The sequence below is a fragment of the Streptomyces sp. NPDC058289 genome, from assembly GCF_042880975.1.
In the GTDB taxonomy this organism is placed as follows: Bacteria; Actinomycetota; Actinomycetes; order Streptomycetales; family Streptomycetaceae; genus Streptomyces; species Streptomyces stoeckheimensis.
This window is the reverse complement of the sequence record NZ_JBHVYI010000043.1, coordinates 1-20,304: the sequence shown is the minus strand read 5'-3', so window position 1 is coordinate 20,304 and position 20,304 is coordinate 1. Positions and strand designations below refer to the sequence as shown.

15 protein-coding genes are annotated in these 20,304 nt (G+C 71.4%); 10 read left to right on the top strand and 5 right to left on the bottom strand.

Annotated elements, in window-relative coordinates; translation table 11 throughout:
- Nucleotides 1-4: 4 nt before the first annotated feature.
- Nucleotides 5-1,237: an MFS transporter gene (locus tag ACFVX6_RS22270; RefSeq protein WP_389693985.1), complete on the bottom strand. Its 1,233-nt coding sequence runs from the start codon at nucleotides 1,235-1,237 to the stop codon at nucleotides 5-7.
- A gap of 149 nt (nucleotides 1,238-1,386) precedes the next feature.
- Between ACFVX6_RS22270 and ACFVX6_RS22265 the strand changes: the two genes are divergently transcribed.
- The 4 genes from ACFVX6_RS22265 to ACFVX6_RS22250 are packed head-to-tail and all read left to right on the top strand — an operon-like array spanning nucleotide 1,387 to nucleotide 6,307.
- Entirely contained in the window at nucleotides 1,387-2,712 is a 1,326-nt protein-coding gene (locus tag ACFVX6_RS22265; RefSeq protein ID WP_389693983.1) for an acetyl-CoA carboxylase biotin carboxylase subunit family protein, read from the top strand.
- On the top strand, nucleotides 2,709-3,944 hold the full coding sequence (locus tag ACFVX6_RS22260) for an MFS transporter (RefSeq protein WP_389693981.1): 1,236 nt from the start codon (nucleotides 2,709-2,711) through the stop codon (nucleotides 3,942-3,944). The genes ACFVX6_RS22265 and ACFVX6_RS22260 overlap by 4 nt, the downstream gene beginning before the upstream one ends.
- Entirely contained in the window at nucleotides 3,941-5,272 is a 1,332-nt protein-coding gene (locus ACFVX6_RS22255) for an ATP-grasp domain-containing protein (protein ID WP_389693979.1), read from the top strand. Before ACFVX6_RS22260 ends, ACFVX6_RS22255 begins: the two co-directional genes overlap by 4 nt.
- 57 nt (nucleotides 5,273-5,329) lie before the next feature.
- On the top strand, nucleotides 5,330-6,307 hold the full coding sequence (locus tag ACFVX6_RS22250; protein WP_389693977.1) for a hypothetical protein: 978 nt from the start codon (nucleotides 5,330-5,332) through the stop codon (nucleotides 6,305-6,307).
- A 190-nt stretch (nucleotides 6,308-6,497) separates the two neighbouring features.
- On the opposite strand, the gene ACFVX6_RS22245 is transcribed toward ACFVX6_RS22250, so the two are convergent.
- Nucleotides 6,498-6,626, bottom strand: coding sequence for a hypothetical protein (locus tag ACFVX6_RS22245; RefSeq protein ID WP_389693975.1), 129 nt, complete (start codon nucleotides 6,624-6,626; stop codon nucleotides 6,498-6,500).
- Nucleotides 6,627-6,803: 177 nt separating this feature from the next.
- Here ACFVX6_RS22245 and ACFVX6_RS22240 point away from each other — a divergent pair, with 177 nt between their 5' ends.
- From ACFVX6_RS22240 to ACFVX6_RS22225, 4 genes are all read left to right on the top strand, one after another.
- On the top strand, nucleotides 6,804-8,621 hold the full coding sequence (locus tag ACFVX6_RS22240; protein ID WP_389693973.1) for a beta-galactosidase family protein: 1,818 nt from the start codon (nucleotides 6,804-6,806) through the stop codon (nucleotides 8,619-8,621).
- A 225-nt stretch (nucleotides 8,622-8,846) separates the two neighbouring features.
- A complete protein-coding gene (locus ACFVX6_RS22235) occupies nucleotides 8,847-10,040 on the top strand; it encodes a serine hydrolase domain-containing protein (RefSeq protein ID WP_389693971.1) in 1,194 nt (397 codons plus the stop codon).
- 132 nt (nucleotides 10,041-10,172) lie between these two features.
- Nucleotides 10,173-10,682, top strand: coding sequence for a hypothetical protein (locus tag ACFVX6_RS22230; protein WP_389693969.1), 510 nt, complete (start codon nucleotides 10,173-10,175; stop codon nucleotides 10,680-10,682).
- A 38-nt stretch (nucleotides 10,683-10,720) separates the two neighbouring features.
- The gene (locus tag ACFVX6_RS22225; protein WP_389693967.1) at nucleotides 10,721-11,914 is read left to right on the top strand and encodes an MFS transporter; all 1,194 of its coding nucleotides are present in this window, start codon (nucleotides 10,721-10,723) and stop codon (nucleotides 11,912-11,914) included.
- A gap of 60 nt (nucleotides 11,915-11,974) precedes the next feature.
- Here ACFVX6_RS22225 and xdhC read toward each other — a convergent pair whose 3' ends face one another.
- The 3 genes from xdhC to ACFVX6_RS22210 are packed head-to-tail and all read right to left on the bottom strand — an operon-like array spanning nucleotide 11,975 to nucleotide 16,774.
- Entirely contained in the window at nucleotides 11,975-12,865 is an 891-nt protein-coding gene (gene xdhC / locus ACFVX6_RS22220) for a xanthine dehydrogenase accessory protein XdhC (RefSeq protein ID WP_389694047.1), read from the bottom strand.
- A 1-nt stretch (nucleotide 12,866) separates the two neighbouring features.
- Complete coding sequence (gene xdhB, locus ACFVX6_RS22215) at nucleotides 12,867-15,290, bottom strand: xanthine dehydrogenase molybdopterin binding subunit (RefSeq protein ID WP_389693965.1); 2,424 nt, start codon at nucleotides 15,288-15,290, stop codon at nucleotides 12,867-12,869.
- Nucleotides 15,287-16,774, bottom strand: coding sequence for a xanthine dehydrogenase small subunit (locus ACFVX6_RS22210; protein ID WP_389693963.1), 1,488 nt, complete (start codon nucleotides 16,772-16,774; stop codon nucleotides 15,287-15,289). Before ACFVX6_RS22210 ends, xdhB begins: the two co-directional genes overlap by 4 nt.
- A 466-nt stretch (nucleotides 16,775-17,240) precedes the next feature.
- On the opposite strand from ACFVX6_RS22210, the gene ACFVX6_RS22205 reads away from it, so the two are divergent.
- Both ACFVX6_RS22205 and ACFVX6_RS22200 read left to right on the top strand, forming a co-directional pair.
- Nucleotides 17,241-17,879, top strand: coding sequence for a pyridoxamine 5'-phosphate oxidase family protein (locus ACFVX6_RS22205; RefSeq protein ID WP_389693961.1), 639 nt, complete (start codon nucleotides 17,241-17,243; stop codon nucleotides 17,877-17,879).
- 515 nt (nucleotides 17,880-18,394) lie between these two features.
- The gene (locus ACFVX6_RS22200; RefSeq protein ID WP_389693959.1) at nucleotides 18,395-19,807 is read left to right on the top strand and encodes a family 2B encapsulin nanocompartment shell protein; all 1,413 of its coding nucleotides are present in this window, start codon (nucleotides 18,395-18,397) and stop codon (nucleotides 19,805-19,807) included.
- Nucleotides 19,808-20,304: the final 497 nt, after the last annotated feature.

Below are 20,304 nucleotides of genomic sequence, written 5' to 3'. Positions count from 1 at the left end.
GCTGTCATCCGTTTCTTGTCGGGGACCGGTCGCCGTTCGCGGTGACCAGGGGAGCGTTCTGCCGGGCAGGCGTCCGGCGGCTTCGCATGGGGGCGAACCACAGGGCCACGGCGAGCACGGCGGTCGCGGTGACGGGCAGGAAGACGAAGAAGGATCCGGACAGGCCCACCGTCAAGCCCAGCAGCAGCGAGGACACCGGCACGGCTCCGGTGACGAACATCCGGATGAGCGTGTTGACCCGGCCGCTGAACTCCGCGGGGATCTCGTGCTGCCGGTAGCTCATCGTGGTCGTGTTGACGCCGCCCTCGCCGAAGCACAGGAGGCAGAACGAGGCCACGACCGCGAGCGGCTCGTCGACGAGCAGTCCCAGTGACCCCAGGGCGGCCACTCCCAGCCAGACGCCGACGCGCAGTCGTCGGCGCCCCTCGCCGGCCGGAACCATGGGGCTCACCCAGGCCCCGAGCGCGGCGGCGACGGCGCCGCAGGACACGGCCATGCCCAGGGCGGCCGAGGACCAGTGCCACCGTCCGGTGCCGACGGTGAGCAGGGTCGGCTCCAGTGCGCCGGCGCCGAGGTTGTAGAGCGCGACGGCCCCGGTCAGCCGCAGCAGGTCCGGGCGCGAGCGGAAGTAGGCGATGCCTTCCCGCAGCAGCGTGCCCACGGACGCGCCGGCCTTCCGGGCCTGCCGGGCGACCTTGGGCAGGAAGAACGCCGTCACGGCGGTGACGAGGAAGGTGGCCGCGTCGATCTCCAGGGCCGGACCGGGCCCCGCCGCGGCGATGGTCAGCCCGGCCAGGGCGGGACCGGCGAACCGTGCCACCAACTGGACCGAGTTGAAGTGACTGATCGCCTGCTCCAGCCGCTCCGGCGGCACCAGGGCCGGAATCAGGCCGTAGTCCCCGGCCACGTCGGAGACCACCTTCGCCAGCCCCATCACGCACAGCGACGTGAACACCAGGGCGATCTGACCGATGGCCAGCAGCGGCGGGATCAGCGCGACGCAGACGCCCTGCACCAGCTCGCCCGCGATGAACAGGCGGCGGTTGTCGTGGCGGTCGATGAAGGGGCCGAGGAACGGCGCGGCCAGGTACGGAGCCGTCTGCGCGGCCATGCTGAGGACGGCGAGCAGGGTGGACCCGGTGGCCTGGATCAGCGCCCAGGGGACCGCCAGGTACAGGAAGGTGTTTCCGGCCATGGACAGTGCCGTGGCCCCGGTCAGCAGCCAGAAGGGTCTCATGAGACAGGGATGTTGCCACATGTTGCCGAGTAGCAGCAATGGATGTGCCTGACGTTGACACGGTGTTGCCATCTCTGCGTCAATGGCCATGCAGCGCACGAGGCATGACGCGCGACGCATGAGGCACGAGGCATGAGGAAGGAAGCGCCATGGAGAACGCAAGCCCCCCGAGGATCCTGATCGTGGGCCTCGACCGCTATGGCATGCGGGCCTGCGTCCGCCTCGGCCTCGACACCACCGTCATCTGCGGAGCCCCGTCCTGGGACGAGGGGCACATCGCGATACCGGACGACGTGGCCGTGCTGCGCGTGGACGACCACACCAACCCCGAAGCCGTCCTCATGGCGCTCGACCGGGCCGGTCTGACCGGCCGGGCCTTCGACGCCGTGTACAGCACCGACGAGGACTCCCTGGTCATGGTCGGCCTGCTCGCCCGGCACCTCGGCCTGCCCTTCACCCCGCCCGAGGTCGCCGTACGGTTCCGCGACAAGTCCGTGCAGAAGCGCGAGATCCGGGCCGCCGGCATCCCCACGGCGGGAGCCGAGGTCATCGACGACGTGCACGACGTCACCGCGATCGACCGGCTCCCCTTCGAGCGGGCCGTGCTGAAACCCGTGGCGGGAGCGGCCACCGAGCGGACCTCCGTCGTCACCTCCGCGGCCGAACTCCGCCTGCGCAGCAATGAATACCGCAGGCAGGCCACCCCGCAGCGCACCTTCGTACTGGAGCAGTTCGTCCGGGGCGAGGAATGGATCGCCGACGGAGTCCTGTACGAGGGCGAACTGCTCTTCTACGCACTCGGGCGGTACGGCGACCCCTGCCTCACGGCCGTGGACACCGGCCGGCCACTGCACTTCCACCACTTCGACCCGGCCGCCGACGGCTGGGCCCACGACCGGGCCCTTCCCGTGATCAAGGCGTCCCTGGAGGCCCTGGGCCTGCGGGACGGGATGTTCCACCTGGAGCTCTTCCACGACCCCGGGTCCGGAACGCTCACCTTCGGCGAGTGCGCCGCGCGCCGCGGCGGCGCCCTGGTGCAGGAGGTGGTGCAGGCCAAGTTCAACGTCGACCTGGCGGAGTGCGCCATCCAGATCGCCCTCGGCCGGCGGCCCGAACTCGACGTCAAGATCCGCCCCGCAGTCGTCGGCGGCGCCTACCTCACCGCGGGCGCGGGCCTGTTGCTCGACTGCCCTTCCGCCGCGGAGGTCACCGCCCTGCCCGGCGTGGAGTTCGTCCGGATGGAACGGCCCGTGGGGGAGTACGCCCCCGAAGTCGCCGGGACCGGCCAGCGGATCGGCCAGTTCATGGTGATGGCGGACTCCGCCGAGGAGCTCCAGGACCGGTTCGTCGAGGTGTGGGACTGGTTCCGTACCAGGCTCGTGGTCGTCCCCGACGGCCTCAAGCCCCGCGAACTCCGCGAGCTGCAGCAGGTCCTGCGCCCCGGGGCCCGGTTCGGGGACGCACTGTGGCAGTGACGTCCGTGCCCGCGGCCGCGCCCCCACCCACGGGCCTGCGCAGGCTCCTTCCGGCCACGCAGGCGCAGCGGATCCTGACCGTCGCCACCTTCGCGAACAGCTTCGGCGGCGGGATGTTCACCACCGCGAGCGTGCTGTACTTCACCCGCGTCGTCGGACTCCCGGCCGGACGGGTCGCGATGGGCCTGTTCGGCGGGGCCATGACGGGGCTGATCGCCGGGGTCCTGGTCGGACGACTGGCCGACCAATGGGGACCCAAGCGCGTCCACATCTCGGTCATGCTCGGCGGCGGGGTGGTGATCTCCTGCTTCACCCTGATCGGATCGTTCTGGTCCTTCTTCGCGGTCTCCCTGGTCGCGGGAGCGATCATCCCCGCGGACGAGGCCAGCAAGGCGCCGCTCATCCGCGGGGTCGCCGACGGCAACCCGACCCTGTTCATCGGCTACCTGCGGTCGGTGACCAACCTCGCCCTCGCCTTCGGCTCCGTCGCGGCCGGCTTCGCCATCCAGATCGACAGCCGGCCCGCGTACCTGGCCCTCGTGGTGTGCCGCGCCCTCGCCTACGTCGGCTGCGGCCTCATCCTGCTGCGGCTGCGCCTGCCCGAAACCGCTCCGGACCCCGCCGAGGAGACGAAGCGGGGCTGGGCCGCGCTGCGGGACCGCACGTACCTGAGCGCCACGCTGGTGAACGCGGTGCTGTCCCTGAACTACGCCGCCTCCGGCTTCCTGCTCCCGCTGTGGATCGTCGGCCACACCAGTGCGCCCCGGTGGATGGTCTCGGCGGTGCTGGTGCTCAACATGGCCTTCGTCGTGCTGCTCCAAGTCCCCGTGAGCCGGGGCGTGCACGACGCCAGGACGGCCGGCCGGCGCATGGCCTGGGCCGGCGCCGCCTTCGCCGCCGGCCTCATGCTCATGGCCTTCGCAGCCGGGACCTCCCCCTGGACGGCCTCGGCCCTGCTGCTCGTCGGCATGGGCGTCTTCGCCTTCGGTGAGCTCTGGTACGCGGCCGCCTCCTACGAGTACTGCTTCGGCCTGGCGCCGGCCCGCCTGCAGGGCCAGTACGCCGGCGTGTTCGGACTGGGCAGCGGGGCCGTCGAAGCCGTCGCCCCCGCGGTGATGAGCCTGCTGCCGCTCGGGATGGGGCTGCCCGGCTGGCTGGTCCTGAGCGCAGTGCTGTTGTTCGCGGGCCTCGGCAGCGGGCCCCTCGTGACCTGGGCAGGTGGACGACGATGAAGCAGACGAAGCAGACGAAGCAGCAGTTGAAGCCAACGAAGCCGACGGAGCCGACGGAGCCGACGCCGAACCAGACCGTGGCGATCGTGGACGGGTACTCGACCGGGAACTTCCTCCTGCCGGCCTTCGCCCGGCTCGGCGTCGAGGCCGTCCACGTCCAGAGCACCCCCGAACTCATCGCCCCCCTCGCCCCTCCGCGGCTCGACGCCTACCGGGAGAACCTCGTCTGCGCGGATCCCGGGGCCACGGCCCGAGAGCTGGCCCGCCACCGGCCGCTGGCCGTACTCGCCGGAGCGGAGTTCGGAGTCCGGCTCGCCGACGAACTGAGCGAGCGGCTCGGGCTGATGACGAACGGCACCCGCTTGTCGGCCGCGCGACGGGACAAGTTCCTCATGATCGAGGCCCTGCGGGGGGCGGGGATCAGGTGCGCACGCCAGCACCGGTCCGCCGAGCCCGAAGAGCTGCGCGCCTGGGCGGAACGGGAGGGCGTCCACCCCGTCGTGGTGAAACCGATCAGCTCCTCCGGGGCGGACAACGTCCACATCTGCCCGGACGGCGACGCGATCGTCCGGGCCGCACGCTCGGTCATGTCGGCCAGGGACCTGTTCCAGCAGCCCAACACCGAGGCCCTCGCGCAGTCGTACCTCGACGGCACCGAGTACGTGGTGGACATGGCCTGCTCCCAGGGAGAGCGGTACGTGTGTGGCGTCTGGGAGTACCGCAAGCGGGACATCGGCTCCGGCCGCCGCATCTACGACCGGGACGTCCTGCTCGACCCGGGCGAGCATCCCGTCCCCGAGCTCGTCGCCTACGTGGACACCGTCCTGGAGGCCCTGGACATCCGGCACGGAGCCGTCCACGCCGAGGTCATCATGACCGCCTCAGGCCCGGTCCTGGTGGAGGTCGCGGCCCGCCTCAACGGCGGTCTGAACGCCGGATTCCAGGAACTCTGCCTCGGCATCGACCAGGCCGCCGTGACGGCGCTGGCCTACGCACGGCCCGGGGAGTTCAAGCAGCGCTACGGCGGCCGGACGTACACCAAACTCATCGAGGCGTTCGTCCACGACACCACGACCGCGCTGCACGGGATCGTCGAAGGCGTGGACGAGGCCGTGGTGCAGCAGATCACCGCGCTGCCCACCGTGCGCGATCTCACCGTGAAGTACCGTCCCGGTCGCCGGGTCCGCCCGACGGTCGACCTGCCCAGCAGCCCCCTCACCGTCTACATGGCCGACGCGGACCCGGCGGCCCTCGAAGCCGACTACAAGGCGATCGGCGAACTCAAGGATCACGTATACCGGTTGGCCGGGTCCGGCCCCGGCGAATGAGTATCCGTACTCATGGTGTGAGCACGGCGGCGCCACCACGATGGGTGACCTGGACGGATGTTCATCGAGGGGGCGGCGGGCATGGGCGTGACGGTGGAGGAACAGGGCGGTGGGGCGGGCCGTACGAGCCGCAGCGAAGCCCTCCGGCCGTTGATCCGGCCCGCCGGCGTGGGCGCGCTGCTGGGCGGCCTGTGCATCCTGGTGGCCTTGCTGCCCTGGGAATCGGATGATTTCTGCCGGAGCGAGGGCTGGGGGTGCCTGGGGCTCTTCCTCACGGTGATGGCGGCCGCACCCGTCGTCGCCACGCTGCTCGGGTGGGTGGTGTTGCGGGTGGTCGGCGTCCGTCCTGCCTGGCGGGTGGCCGGCGTGGGCGGGCTGCTCGGCGTACTGACGGCGATCCTGTCCGGGCGGGTGGGTACCTCGGGCCCATGGCTCTTGTTCGCCGCTCCGTTCCTGCTGGCCGCGGCGTACGCGGCTGCGGCCGCCGTCGCGCTTCCCGGCGTCGGCCCCCTCCGGCGCTGGGGCGTGCTCGCGGGGGTCCTCGTACTGATGTGGCCGTTGACGGGCGTGCTCGGCGATCGGCGGATGTCGGAGTACGAGGAGCGGCAACTTGCCCTCTCCCAGGTCCCGTTGCTGGCCCCCGAGCTGGACGGCTACCGATTGCACTTCGCGCAGGCCGACACATACGGCGGCACGTTCGGCTACCTGCTCCTGCCGTCCTCGGTCCCTACCAGCGCCGCCGACCGCGAGGCGCGCGGCATCCGGGTGACCGTCGGACCGCAGCTGCCCGGCTTTGCGCCTCCGGACGCGTGCGAGGTCAGGTCCGGAAGCGCGCAGCGCGACACGGGCCCCTGCGAACAAGTGGCCCCCGACACCTGGCGCTCGCACACGTACGACTCCGTCCGGTACATCGCGCGACGCCAGGGCGTCATCGTGGTCCTCACCGGAGGAGGCCCCACGGTTCCCGACGGCGACCTGCGCGCGATGACCCGGTCCCTCGAGGTGCGCAAGACCGGCTTCTTCCTCGGCAAGTGAGGCCCGGTCCGTGCGCAGCCGGACCTAGGGGGTGTCTTGCCGATCAGGCCGGATCAGGGAGCGGGGTCCGGCACCGCGCCTCGCCGCGTTGTCGTCACTCGCCGACGCTCCGCGTCGACTCCCTCCTCCGCCTTGCGATCCACGGCACCAGACCCCGCTCCCTGATCCGGCCTGATCGGCAAGACACCCCCTACTCGACGTCGCCGCGCGTGGTGCCCATCGTGAGTCCGTCGACCCAGTTGGCCGACTCGACGCCGGTGATGGTCGAGCCGTACGTCCCCCAGCGGGGCGCGTTGCCCCTGAGGACCCAGGTCCGCACGCCGTGTGGGCCTCGACCCGCTCCCGCATGCGCGATCTCCCTTGACCCCTCGGGCTGCTTCAGCCTAGCGTGATCCGTGGCCGTAGAAAGCGCTTTCTATGCGGGGTTTCCCTCCTGCCGGAGCCCTGTCGGTCGACGAGTCGAGCACCACCCGAAGCACCGAAAGAGAGCGCACACGTGAAGCCACCCCACCCGCCCGTCACGACGCCGATCACGACGCCGATCACGACGCTGACCACGGACAAGAGCGGCTTCCTGCGGAACGGCCACCCGCACCGGATCGTCTCCGCGGCCATCCACTACTTCCGGGTGCACCCCGACCTCTGGGCCGACCGCCTGCTGCGCCTGCGCGCGATGGGCGTGAACACCGTCGAGACCTACGTGGCTTGGAACGTCCACGAGCCCAGACCCGGCACCTTCACCTTCGACGGGCCGAACGACGTGGCGGCCTTCATCCGGACCGCCGGTGATCTGGGACTCGACGTCATCGTCCGGCCCGGCCCCTACATCTGCGCCGAATGGGACTTCGGCGGACTGCCCGGCTGGCTGCTGGCCGACCGTACGATCCGGATCCGTCGCCGCGACCCCGCGTACCTGGCCGCGGTCGACGCGTGGTTCGACACCCTGGCCCCCGTACTGGTCCCCCTGCTCGGCAGCCGCGGCGGGCCGGTGGTGGCGGTGGGCGTCGAGAACGAGTACGGCAGCTTCGGCAACGACACCGGCTACCTGGAACACCTCCGCGACGGCCTGGTCCGGCGGGGCCTGGACTGCCTGCTGTTCACCACCGACGGGGCCGACCACGGGTTCCAGCTCGGCGGCCGCATCCCCGGCGTCCTGACCACGGGAACCTTCGGCTCGCGCCCCGAGAGCTCGCTCGCGACCCTGCGCACGTACCAGCCGGAAGGCCCGCTGGTCTGCGTGGAGTACTGGCACGGCTGGTTCGACCACTGGGGCGAGCCGCACCACACGCGCGACGCGCAGGATGCCGCCGCCACCCTGGACAGCCTGCTCGCCGCGGGCGCCTCGGTGAACATCTACATGGGACACGGCGGCACCAACTTCGGCTGGTGGAACGGCGCCAACCACGACGGCGCCACCTACCAGCCCGACGTGACGAGCTACGACTACGACGCCCCCGTCGGCGAAGCCGGCGAACTCACCCGGAAGTTCCACCTCTTCCGCGAGGTCATCGGCCGGCACACCGGCCCCGTCACCCACGAACCCCCCGCCCTGCCCCCGCGCGTGGTTCCCCGGCTGCTCTCCGTGGGCGAACACGTCTCGCTGGCCGACTCCCTGGACGCACTCGCCAAGCCCGTGCACCACGTCGAGCCGCTGACCATGGAGGAAGCAGGCCAGTCCCTGGGCCTGATCCACTACCGGACCCGCCTACGGGGACCCCTGCCCGAGGCGGCGCTGCGCATCGACGGGCTGGCCGACCGCGCCCAGGTCTTCCTGGACGGACGGGAGATCGGGCTGCTGGAACGTGACGAGCCGCTCGCGGCGCTGAGCGTCGCCGTACCCGACGGGGGAGCGGAACTCGACATCCTGGTGGAGAACCAGGGGCGCATCAACTACGGCCCCCTGCTGACCGATCGCAAGGGCATCCGCGACGGAGTCAGGCTGGACAATCAGTACCAGTTCGGCTGGGAGATCAGGCCACTGCCCCTCGACGACCTGTCGGGACTCGAGTTCGGCCCCGGTGCGCTCCCGGACGGCCCGTCCTTCCACCGGGTCACCGTCGAACTGGACGCCGCAGCCGACGCGTTCATCGCACTCCCCGGCTGGACCAAGGGCATGGTCTGGCTGAACGGCTTCGCCCTGGGCCGGTTCTGGGAGCGCGGCCCGCAGAAGACGCTGTACGCACCGGGTCCCCTGTGGCGCGCGGGCAGGAACACCCTGGTGATCCTCGAACTCCACCGGCCCGGGACCGCCGTCGAACTCCGCGACGCACCGGACCTGGGCACGGAGGCGCCCGCGCCCATCCCCGTCTGGTAGCCGCGCCCGGCGCCGCACGGGCCGGGCCCCGACCGCGGTCACTGCCCGGCATCGTGCCCGCGGAGGTGGCGGACGGGGATCCGGTCCGCGGGCGCACGGCGCCCGGCGAGCCCGTCAGGGCCGGATGGGCCACGGAGCACCGGCGTGCGGCCGCGTCGCCGCCGGAGCCGGTACGGCCCCTGCCATCGTGGGCCACCGCGTCCGTCTTCCCCGGGAGGTACCTCCGTGTCCCTACGCCCGCACGGCCACTCCGGTCGGTTCCGTCCGTCGCTGCGCCTGGCCGCCGCCACCGCCGCGTGCGGCGCCCTGCTCGCCGTCTCAGTGCAGCCGGCACAGGCCGGAGCCGACCGAAACCCGCCCCCCGGGGCCGCCCTCCACCAGGAGCTGCGGGAGCTGGTGGAGCGGCCCGACGGGCCCCCCGGGGTCATCGCCGTCCTGCGCGACGGCGACCGTACGGAGGTCTACCGGGCGGGCGTGGCCGACGTGGAGAGCGGCCGGCCGCCGCGGGCGACGGACCACATGCGGATCGCCAGCGTGGCCAAGGCCTTCAGCGGAGCGGTGGCGCTAGGGCTCGTCGACCGCGGCCGGCTGCACCTCGACGACACGATCGGTGAGGTGCTGCCCGGACAGCCGGCCGCCTGGCACGCGGTGACGCTGCGCCAACTCCTCAACCACACCAGTGGGTTGCCCGACTACTCGAACTCCCAGGGGTTCATCGACATCATCTCCCAGGACCCCCGTCACCGCTTCGACTCCCGCCGCCTGCTGGAGTTCATCGCCGACGAGGACCTCGCCTTCCCCCCGGGCAGCCGCTACGAGTACTCCAACTCCGACAACATCGCCGTCGCCCTCATGGCCGAGGCCGCCACCGGACGCCGGTACGAAACGCTGCTGCGCGAGCTCGTCTACGAGCCCCTGGGCCTGCGGGCCACGAGCCTGCCCCAGGGATACCGGCTGCCCACCCCCTTCCTCCACGGCTACCAGATCGATCCGGAGGAGGGGCCCATCGACGTCAGCGAGGCCGTGGGCGCCTCGGGGGCCTGGGCGTCCGGAGGCATCGTCTCGACGCCGAAGGACCTGACCGCCTTCATCCGGGGCTACGCGGGCGGCGCCCTCGTCTCGGAGCGCACCCGGCGCCAGCAGTTCAGGTTCATCCCCGGCGCCCTGTCCCAGCCCCCCGGCCCCGGCCGCTCCGAGGCGGGCCTGGCGATCTTCCGCTACACCACGCGCTGCGGAACGGTGTACGGCCACACCGGCAACACGGCCGGCTACACGCAGCTCGCGGCGGCCACGGCGGACGGCCGGCGCTCGCTGACCTTCTCGATCACCACGCAGACCTCCCTGACCAACAACCCCGACCTGCTCGAACAGGTCCGGGAGGTCCAGGAGGACTTCGTCTGCGCCCTGCTGCGCAAGTAACCCGGTGCCCGCACCCGTGACCCTGCGCCCGCACCCGCGCCGTTCCCGCGGGTGCGGGCCTCACTCCCATGGGGGAAGCTGGGAAGACCCCGGTGCTGCCGGCGGCACGCAGAGTGGCAAGGAAGGTCTTCCGTGAACGTTTCCGCAGGTGGCCGCCCCGCACACGGATCCCGGCGCAAGGTGCGGACGGCGACCTTGCTGTGCACGGTGGCGGCGCTGACGGCCGCCGTGCTCCCGGCCTCCGCGGCCTCCTCCCCACACACCAGCGGCACCGCCTCGTCGGCCCGGACCACGGATCCACAGGATCCCGTCGTGATCGTCGACTGCTTCTCGCAGGCGCAGGTGCGCCCCGCGGAGTACATCCTCGCCTGTGGTGACGGGAACAACCGGCTCGTCGACCTCCGGTGGGACAGCTGGGGGCCGGGCAGCGCCACGGCCACCGGCACCGACATGGTGAACGACTGCCGCCCGTACTGCGCGGCCGGCCGTTTCCGCGCCTACCCGGTCACGGTGACCCTGAGCCATCCGCAGGCCTGGCCGGAGCACCCCGATCTCCGGCGCTACACCACGATCCGCCTCTTCTACACCGACACCGCACCGGACCCCGTCCCCAAGGACGTGACCTACAAACTGGTGTACTGACGCGAGCCCCGGGCTCCCCACGGGATACGGTCGGCCCCATGGACCTTGATCGACAAGGGTGGCGCCGGTGCCTGCTGAGCGGGGCGGTGTTCGCCGTCTGCATGGCCGGCACCACGTTGCCGACACCCCTCTACGGGCTCTACCAGGAGAAGTTCGGCTTCTCCGCGCTGATGGTGACCGTGGTGTACGCCGTGTACGCCTTCGGGGTGATCGGCGTACTGCTGCTGGCGGGCAATGCCTCGGACGCCGTGGGCCGGCGGCCGGTGCTGCTGGCGGGTCTGGGCTTCGCCGCGGCGAGCGCCGTCTGCTTCCTGTGCGCCGACGGGATGCCCTGGCTGTACGCGGGACGGCTGCTGTCCGGTCTGTCCGCCGGCCTGTTCACCGGGGCCGCCACGGCGTACGTGATGGAGCTGGCACCGCCCGGCGGCGCCTCGCGGGCCACGTTCGTCGCGACGGCCGCCAACATGGGCGGACTGGGCTGCGGTCCGCTGCTCGCCGGAGTCCTCGCGCAGTATGCCTCCTGGCCGCTGTACCTGCCCTTCGTGGTGCACCTCGCGCTCGTGGCGGGCGCGGCCGTCGTCCTGCTGCGGCTTCCGGAGACGGTGCGCGAGCGGCGGCCGCTGAGCACCGTACGACCCCAGAAGCCCGCGCTGCCCCCGCAGGTGCGGGCGGTGTTCGGGCCCGCCGCGACCGCCGCGTTCGTGGGCTTCGCCCTGTTCGGGGTGTTCACCTCCGTCAGCCCGGCCTTCCTCGCGGAATCCCTGGACGTGCACAACCGGGCCGTGAGCGGGCTGGTGGTCGCCCTGGCCTTCTTCGCCTCGACCGCCGGGCAGCTGGCCGTCGGGCGCGTAGGGGTGGAGCGCTCGCTGCCGCTGGGGTGCGCCGTGCTCCTCGCCGGGCTGGCGTTGCTCGCGGGCGCACTGTGGTGGGACCTGCTGCTGTTGGTGGTGCTGAGCGCCCTCGTCGGCGGACTCGGGCAGGGGCTCGCCTTCCGCGGGGCACTGTCCGCGGTGGCCGGGGCGTCTCCCGCGGACCAGCGGGCAGCCGTGATCTCCACGCTGTTCCTGGTGGCGTACACGGGCATCTCGCTGCCCGTGATCGGAGTGGGCGTACTGGAGGGCCCCCTCGGGCTGGAGGGCGCGGGCCTGGTGTTCATCGCCTGCATGGCGGTGCTCGTCGTGTGCGCGGCCGGCTACCTGCTCAGGCGCCCGGCGCGGGCCGCCGCGAACTGAGCACGCGGGACCGGCCGGCCCGGCGGCCGCCCGGCCGGCCGCGCGCGGGCCGCGGAGGACTCACGCGCTGCCGGCGGCCGTGGGGTACGCCACCTCGGCGATGGTGTTCGGGACCGGGACCGGGCCCGGGACCGGGACCGCCCACTGGCGGTCCTGTTCGAAGGTGCGGAGCAGGTCCGCCGCGACGCTCACCGCGATCGTGGCGGGCTCCTTGCCCGTGATCTCGGTCAATCCGATCGGGGTCGTGATCCGGTCGATGGTGCCGGCGTCGTGACCGCCCTCGGTGGCCAGCCGCTGCCGGAACCGCGCCCACTTCGCGGACGAGCCGATCAGCCCGATCGAGCCGAGACCGGGGGTGCGCAGCGCGGCGTCGCACAGCGCGGCGTCCTCGGCGTGGTCGTGCGTCATGATCAGGACGTGGGTGCCGGGCGGCAGCTCCCCGAGCACCGTCTCCGGCAGCAGCGGGGTGTGGTGGACGTGGACCTGTGCCACCGCGTCGACAAGCACACCGAGCCGTTCGCCGGTGAGCATGTCGGGGCGGCTGTCGACGAGGTGCAGGTCCAGGTCCTGGCGGGCCAGGATGCGCGCCAGTTCCAGCCCGACGTGCCCGACGCCGAAGACGGCCACCGCCTGGACCACCGGCAGCGGTTCGAGCAGCACGGTGACGGCTCCGCCGCAGCACTGCACGCCGTGCCGGCTGGTGACCTTGTCGTTCAGCGCGAACTCCATCAGCTCCGGCTCGGGATCGGCCGCGCCGCTCAGCTCGCGCGCCCGGTCGATGGCGACGGCCTCGATGTTGCCCCCGCCGATCGACCCCCAGGTCTCGGTCCGTCCGACGACGAGCTTGGCACCGGCCCGCCGGGGCGCGTGGCCGCGCACGGTCGCGACGGTCACGAGCACGCCGGCTTCCCGGCGTGCCCGCAACCGCGCGACCGCGGCGACCCAGCTCATGTCAGACATTGCTCAAGGCGCTTGCATCGGCAGCGACACCGGTATCCGCATCCGCGAGGGCCCCGCCGCCTTCGGTTGCCCGCCCGTCGCGGAGCGCACCGCCCTTGCGGACCCCTTCGATCGCCCAGTACACCGCCTCCGGCGTGGCCGGCGAGGCCAGCTCCACGCTGATTCCGGCGGGCCCGAACTCCGCGGCCGCCTGGCGCAAGGCTTCCCGCACCGAGAAGGCCAGCATCAGCGGGGGTTCACCGACCGCCTTGGACCCGTAGACGGCGCCCTCCTCGGTGGCGTTCTCCATCAGTCTGACGTTGAACTCCTCGGGCATCTCAGAGAAGCTCGGCAGCTTGTAGGTGCTCGCGGCCTGGGTCAGCAGGCGGCCGCGGTTCGGGCCGTCCCCGGAGTCCCAGCGCATGTCCTCCAGCGTCAGCCAGCCCGCGCCCTGGACGAAGCCGCCCTCGACCTGACCGATGTCGATCATCGGGGAGAGGCTGTCGCCGACATCGTGGACGATGTCCACCCGCCGGATCCGGTACGCGCCGGTGAAGCCGTCCACTTCCACCTCGGTCGCGGCGGCCCCGTAGGAGAAGTACTTGAACGGCGAGCCGTGGAACGCCTTCGCGTCCCAATGCAGGCCCTCGGTCCGGTAGAAACCGGCCGCCGAGAGCTGGACCCGCTGGAAGTACGCGGTGCGCACCAGGTCGTCCCAGGCCAGCTCCTTGTCGACGCCCAGGGCGCGCGCGACGCCCTCGACGATGCGCACGTCCGAGGCGTTCGTACCCAGCTGCGTGCCGGCCACCTGGAGCAGCCGCTCGCGGATCTGCTCGCAGGCGTTCTTCACCGCCGCGCCGTTGAGGTCCGCCCCCGCACTGGCGGCGGTCGCCGAGGTGTTGGGCACCTTGTCGGTGCGCGTCGGGGCCAGCCGTACCTTGTGCAGCGGGATGCCCAGCGTGGTCGCGGCCACCTGCAGCATCTTGGTGTGCAGGCCCTGCCCCATCTCGGTGCCGCCGTGGTTGATCAGGACGGAGCCGTCCTTGTAGACCAGCACCAGCGCACCGGCCTGGTTGAAGGCGGTGAGGTTGAAGGAGATGCCGAACTTGATCCCGGTCATCGCGAGCGCCCGCTTGGTGTTCGGGTGCGCGGCGTTGAAGGCCGCGATCTCCCGCCGGCGCTCTGCCAGGGCGGCGTCGTCCCGGACCTGCTGCCAGATGACGGAGATCCGCTCGGGGTGGGGGACGGGCTGCCCGTACGGCGTCGACTGGCCCTGCCGGTAGAAGTTGCGCTCGCGCAGCTCCATCGGATCCAGGCCGAGCAGCGGCGCGCACCGGCCCATGATGTCCTCGATCACCAGCATGCCCTGGGGTCCGCCGAAGCCGCGGAAGGCCGTGTTGGAGACCTTGTTGGTCTTGGCGATGCGGCCGGCGATGCGCGCGTTGGGAATCCAGTAGGTGTTGTCGATGTGGCACAGCGCGCGGGCCACCACGGGCTCGGACAGGTCCAGGCTCCAGCCGCCGTCGGCGGTCAGGGTGGCGTCCAGGGCCTGGATGCGGCCCTCGGCGTCGAAGCCGATCTTCCACGTGGCGTGGAACCCGTGGCGCTTGCCGGACATGGTCAGGTCCTGGGTCCGGTTGAGCCGTACCCGGACCGGTCGGCCGGTGAGCTTGGCGCCGAGCGCCGCGACGGCCGCGAACCCGTGCGGCTGCATCTCCTTGCCGCCGAAGCCGCCGCCCATCCGCAGGCACTGCACCGTCACCTCGTGGCTGTGCAGGCCGAGTACGTGGGCGACGATCTCCTGCGTCTCCGAGGGGTGCTGGGTGCTGCTCTGGACGAACATCTGCCCGTTCTCGTCCAGGAGGGCGAGCGCCGCGTGCGTCTCGAGATAGAAGTGCTCCTGGTCGGAGAACTGGAACTCCCCGGTGAACACGTGCGCGGAGTCCTCGAAACCGGCGTCGACGTCACCGGTCACCATCATGGGCCGGGCGCCGTGGAAGCTCTCGGTCTCGATCGCCTCCCGCAAGGTGATCACGGAGGGCTCTTCGTCGAGTTCCACCTCGACGGCCGCCGCACCGAGCCGGGCCGCCTCCACGGTCTCGCCCAGGACCCAGGCCACCGCGTGGCCGTGGAACATGACCGTGTCGGGGAACACCGGTTCGTCGTGCTTCATCCCCGCGTCGTTGACTCCGGGCACGTCGGCCCCGGTCAGTACGCGGACCACACCGGGCACGGCGAGCGCCGGCTCGGTGCGCAGCGCCGTGATCCTGCCGTGGGCCTTCATGACCTGGACCGGGTAGGCGTGCAGGACGTCCTTGGTGCGGTGGACCAGGTCGTCGGTGTAGAGCGCCGCACCGGTGACGTGCAGGTTCGCACTCTCGTGCGGCATCGACAGACCGACGACGGGCTTTTCGGGACGCTCGGACAACTGGCTCATGACGACACCGCCTCGGTGGTTTGCGCGTACAGCTTGTTCAGGCTCTGGCCGAGCATCGCGGAGCGGTAGAGGGCGCTGGCGCGGTGGTCGTCCATCGGGGTGCCCTCGGCCCGCAGGACCCGGGCCGCGGCCTCGACGGTCTCCGCCGTCCACGCCTTGCCCTCCAGGGCCGCCTCGGTGGAGAGGGCGCGGATCGGGGTGGCGGCCACGCCGCCCAGGCCGATGCGCGCCTTGCGGACGATCCCGTCCTCGATGTCGAGCGCGAAGGCGACCGCCACGCTGGAGATGTCGTCGAAGCGGCGCTTGGCGATCTTGTGGAAGGCCGTGACGGGCGACAGCGGCAGCGGGATGCGCACCGCGCGGATCAGCTCGCCGGGACGGCGCACGCTCTGCCGGTAGCCGGTGAAGTAGTCGGCCAGGGGGACCTCGCGCTCACCGTCGGCGCCGGCCAGCAGCAGCGAGGCCTCCAGCGCGAGCAGCACCGGCGGGCTGTCCCCGATGGGGGAGCCGGTACCCAGATTGCCGCCGAGGGTCGCACTGTTGCGGATGAGCCGGGACGCGAACTGCGGGAACAGCTCGGCCAGGAGCGGGACGCTGCCGTCGAGACGGCGTTCGATCTCGGTGAGCGTCTGCGCCGCTCCGATCTCGATGTGATCCGACTCGACGCGCAGCTCCCGCAGTTCGGGCAGCCGGTCGACCGCGACCACGCAAGTCGCGCGGCGGGACCGGATGTTCACCTCCACGCCCCAGTCGGTACTGCCCGCGACCACCACGGCCTCGGGCCGCTCGCTCAGCAGCCGCACCGTCTCCGCGAGGGTGCCAGGCCGCAGGAACTCGCTGTCTTCCCGGGTGTATTCGGTGGCAGCGGCTTCGGGCGGTGACTGCTCGCGACGCTGCGCCAGCACGTCGTCCTCGGCGGGCGAACCGACGGCGAACGCGGCATCGCGGATGGGGCGGTAGCCGGTGCAGCGGCACAGGTTTCCGCTCAGCGCGTGCAGATCGAAACCGTTCGGGCCGTGCTCGGAGTCGGTGTCTTCGGTGGAATCCGAGGCCGGTCCGGCGGCCGGGTCCGCGTGTGCGCAGCGGTCGGGCCGATAGTACTCGGAGGCCATGCTGCAGATGAACCCCGGTGTGCAGTAACCGCATTGGGAGCCGCCGCGGACGGCCATCTCCTCCTGCACCGGGTGCAGCGCGGTGGGTACGCCGGCTTCGTCGACGGTGGCGAGACCTTCGGAGGTGATGACCTCCTGACCGTCGAGCGCCAGGGCCGGAACCAGGCAGGCGTTGACCGCCACCCAGTCCGTGGGCTTGTGCACGCCCGGCCGGGCCACGAGCACCGAACAGGCGCCGCATTCGCCTTCGGCGCAGCCCTCTTTGGTGCCCGTGAGGCCGCGGTCGCGCAGGAAGTCCAGCACCGTGGTGTGGGCTGCGGCCGGAGCGATCGGTGTTTCTTTCCCGTTGACCGTGATCCGCGCCGCTACCACGGTACGTCCTCGTTTCGGGGCGCGGTCGATCGGACTGTCCTAGTCGCCATGGCAGGAGCTTTCTCGTTCAGTGGCCGCAGCTCGATGTTCCGGAGCGCGGCGAATCGGCACGCAAGGAGGCGCCGTAAGTGGTGACAGAGTGATGGAAAAGTTCCGGGGCCGCGATCGGGCACGCCGGAAGGGGGCTGTTCAGCAGCCGTGTGCTACGCGACCCGGAGCCCAGGCGATCTGGTGTGCGAGACGAAGCGGTACGGAGATGGTCGACATCCGGCTTCGCCTCCTTCCAGTGGCTCTCGAGTTGGTGCGGTCGAAGTTACGTGCCGAAGGTTGATCGGTCAAGAACCATTGAGGGCGAATCCGTGAAGGCCGCCGTTCGAACAGGGTGCTCCTTCGTACGCGGAACCAGTGGCATAGTCGCGGTAGGGCAGCGGCGTACGGCCGTGGACGAGCAGGCGGGGGCGGGCAAGTGGCTGTGAACACAGGGGCGTTCGAGGAGATCACCACCGAGGGGGAGCTGCGCGAGCTCCTCGGCGAGCCGAGCGCGGTGGCCCTGGGCAAGGAGCGTCGGACCCTCCATGAGCACCACGTGCAGTGGCTCGCACGCTCCCCGCTCTGCCTGATCTCCACCTCCGCCGCCGACGGCACCTGCGACGTCTCGCCCAAGGGCGACCCGGCCGGCTTCGCCAAGGTCCTGGACGACACCACCCTCGTGATCCCGGACCGTCCCGGGAACCGCCGTGCGGACGGCTTCCGCAACATCCTCGCCAACCCCCACGTCGGTCTGCTCTTCCTGATCCCGGGCCGCGGAGACTCCCTCCGCATCAACGGCCGGGCCCGGCTGCTGCGCGACGCGCCCTTCTTCGACGACCTGATCGTCAAGGGACACCGGCCCACGCTCGCCCTGCACGTCGAGGTCGAACAGGTCTACTTCCACTGCTCCAGGGCCTTCGTGCGCTCCGCCCTGTGGAAGCCGGAGACCTGGAACCCGGAAGCCGCACCTTCCCGGGCGAGGATCTCCAAGAGCCTGGAGCGCACGCACGAGTCCCTGGAGTCGCTGGAGCACTACTACGGGCCCTCGTACGACGAGAAGGACATGTACGTCTGACCGGACGGACCGGACCGATCAGCCCCGCCCGGTTTTCCAGCCGCGGGGTGGGGATCGGTACGACGGAGCCCCTCGCTCGCCGAACACCGCGATCGGCGAGCAGGGGGCTTCCTTCACCACGCCCCCTGCGACAGCGAGAGCCGCAAGCAGCCCAGGGAGCGGGTGTCCGCACTCAGCGAACGCACAGTGAATCATTGAAGAGGTAAATCTGCCAGTAGGACCTGCACCTGCAAGCGCTGCGGCCCTGATTGCCTGGTAGGCACCTTGCGGGCGTTCGGTGCGCCGGGTCGTACTCCGGCAACACGGAGCCGCGAACACGTCAGGGCCGTACGCCCCCGGCCGGAAATCATCGGTCCGCCAAACAAACCCCGTGCGGTACAGGATCACCAGAACGAAGCAACGGCAACGTTTTTGCGCGGTCGGCAGGGGATCTCCGCCGTTACGGTTCCCCGGGATCTGGACGGACGCCCAGACGTTCGCCTTCCTTTCCCCGCTGATGAAGGAGAGCTCGACCGATGACTGTTGACACCAGCCCGGAAGCACAGCTGGATCCGCCCAAGCAGTCCAGCCTGGGCACGTCGGCCGCCCGCAACCTTGCCACCACGACCAAGTCCGCCCCGCAGATGCAGGAGATCACCTCCCGCTGGCTGCTGAGGATGCTGCCCTGGGTGGAGACCAAGGGCGGCGCCTACCGGGTGAACCGCCGGCTGAGCTACACCGTCGGCGACGGGAGCATCGAGTTCGTCCAGGACGGTGCCCGCGTCCAGGTGATCCCGCGCGAACTCGGCGAACTGGCCCTGCTGCGCGGTTTCGAGGACGAAGAAGTGCTGGCGGCGATCGCCGGCCGCTGCGTCCAGCGCGATTTCCGTGCCGGTGAGGTGCTGGTCGAGCGGGGCGCTCCCGCCGAGCAGATCCACATGATCGCCCACGGCCGGATCAGCCAGACCTCCGCGGGCAAGTACGGCGACGAGATCTCCGTCGCGGTACTCGCCGACGGCGACCGGTTCGGCGAGAACGCCCTGCTGGACTCCGACGCCCGGTGGGACTACACCGCCACCGCCGAGACCCCCGGCACGCTCCTCACGCTCTCCCGCGCCGACTTCGCCGGAATCCTGTCCTCGGCGCCGCACCTCCAGGAGCACATCCAGCGGTTCAGCTCGCTGCCCCTGCAGCGGCAGAACAAGCACGGCGAGGCCGAGATCGCCATGTCGGCCGGCCACACCGGCGAGGCCGACCTGCCCGGCACCTTCGTGGACTACGAATCGAAGCCGCGCGAGTACGAACTCTCCATCGCCCAGACCGTCCTGCGGGTCCACACGAGGGTCGCCGACCTCTACAACGGCCCGATGAACCAGACCGAAGAGCAACTCCGGCTCACCATCGAGGCGTTGCGCGAACGCCAGGAACACGAACTGGTGAACAACCGGGAGTTCGGCCTGCTCCACAACGCCGCCTTCAAGCAGCGGATCCAGACCCACTCCGGCCCGCCCACCCCGGACGACATGGACGAGCTGCTCTGCCGCCGCCGCGGCACCAAGCTCTTCCTCGCCCACCCCCGCACGATCGCGGCGATCGGCCGCGAGATGAACGCCCGCGGGCTCTACCCGGACCACGTGGACGTGGGCGGACAGCAGGTCCCGGCCTGGCGCGGGGTCCCGATCCTGCCGTGCAACAAGATCCCCATCACCAAGGAGAACACCAGCTCGATCCTCGCCATGCGCACCGGCGAGGACAACCAGGGCGTCATCGGACTGCGCCAGACCGGCCTGCCGGAGGAGTACGAGCCGGGCCTCTCGGTCCGCTTCATGGGCATCGACGAGAAGTCGATCATCTCCTACCTCGTCACCACCTACTACTCCGCCGCGATCCTGGTGCCCGACGCCCTCGGCGTCCTGGAGAACGTCCAGATCGCGCGCCGCAGCGACTGACCGGCCGGAGGACCCGTACGACGACAGCCCGGACCCTCCCGGGCAGGCCGAGCGCGCCCGGGATCCGGGACAGACCACCCACCTCACCAAGGAGTCACGGATGCCCGAGCCCGGGCCTTCCCCTCTGCAGTCGGGCCTGCCCGGCGCCGCTGCCCAGTTCGGGGCCCACGTCCTCGGCAGCGCCCAGGCCCACGCGTCCCGCGGGCTGCCGGCCGGGCCCGCAGTACCCGGCCGGCCCGCAGCGCCGAGCGGGCCCCCAGTGTCGAGCCGGCCCGCAGTGTCGAGCGGGCCCGTAGCAGCGAGCGGGCCCGTAGCGCCGAGCAGGCCCGTAGCGCCGAGCAGGCCCGTAGTGCCCGGCCCGCCCGGCCTGCCGGGCACGTCCGTCCGGTCGGCATCCGCCGCCGCGCCCGCCCCACCCGTCCCGCCCGCCCCGAGCCCAGCCCTGCAACGGCTCCTGGGCGGGCCCAGCGGCCTGGGCACGGCGGGCCTGCACCCTG